The sequence below is a fragment of the Mycobacterium sp. SMC-18 genome (assembly GCF_045310895.1).
Lineage (GTDB): Bacteria > Actinomycetota > Actinomycetes > Mycobacteriales > Mycobacteriaceae > Mycobacterium.
Window position 1 is genome coordinate 1 of sequence record NZ_JBJIAL010000147.1, and the last position, 1,050, is coordinate 1,050.

Annotated in this window: 1 protein-coding gene; it reads left to right on the top strand. The window is 63.0% G+C overall.

Going from position 1 to position 1,050, the window contains the following annotated elements; all coding sequences use genetic code 11:
• Positions 1-94: 94 nt before the first annotated feature.
• The coding region (locus ACJH6J_RS30515; protein ID WP_406805047.1) for an IS481 family transposase at positions 95-1,050 on the top strand (956 nt) is incomplete at its 3' end.

A 1,050-nucleotide genomic window follows, 5' to 3' on the forward strand; every position in this document is an offset into this window, starting at 1 on the left:
GGACGTTAGGTACGGCGTGGCGTGGTGACATGAAGAAGACCTCCGAGTGAAGTGCGAGCTGTCTAGGAACGCACCAACTCTCTCGGAGGTCTTCGTGTCCCACCGTAATGCCCCGCTGTCAGAAACCGGTCGTCTGCGCTTGGCCCGTTGTGTGGTCGATGAAGGCTGGTCGCTACGCCGGGCTGCTGAGCGGTTCCAGGTCGCCGTCACGACCGCCCGGCGTTGGGCCTGCCGATATCGCGAACTGGGACCGGCCGGCATGGTTGACCGCAGCTCTCGACCCCACCGCAGCCCCAACCAGACACCGACCCGGACCGAACGCCGGATCATCAAGGTTCGGGTGACCCGTCGCTGGGGCCCAGCCCAAATCGGTTACCTGCTGGGCATTCACCCCTCGACTGTGCATCGGGTGCTGACCCGCTACGGCATCGCCCGACTGCGTTGGTTGGACCGCCCTACTGGCCGGGTCGTACGCCGCATCGAGTCTGCAGCGGCCGGCGATCTGGTTCATGTCGATGTCAAGAAGCTCGGCAAAATCCCTGCCGGAGGCGGCTGGCGGATGCTTGGCCGCACCAAAGGCGGCCACAACTCCAACCAAGACAAGAGCAGCGGCGTCTTCAACAAATCCCGACAACCGCTGCGCGGCTATCACTTTCTGCACACAGCCATCGACGGCCACTCTCGATTGGTCTACAGCGAGATACTCGCCGATGAACGCAAAGAGACCGCGGCCGCATTCTGGATCCGCGCCAACAATTGGTTCCACCAATGTGGGATCACGGTCCGAAACGTATTGACCGACAATGGCTCTTGCTATCGATCGCACGCCTTCCGTGATGCGCTCGGGGATATAGTGCACCGCCGCACCAAGCCCTATCGACCCCAGACCAACGGCAAAGTAGAACGATTCCACCGCACCCTGGCCGACGAATGGGCCTACGCACGCCTCTATACCAACGACGCCGAGCGCTGCGCCGAATACCCACGCTGGCTCCACACCTACAATCACCACCGCGGCCACACCGCACTCGGAGGCCACCCACCCGCCAG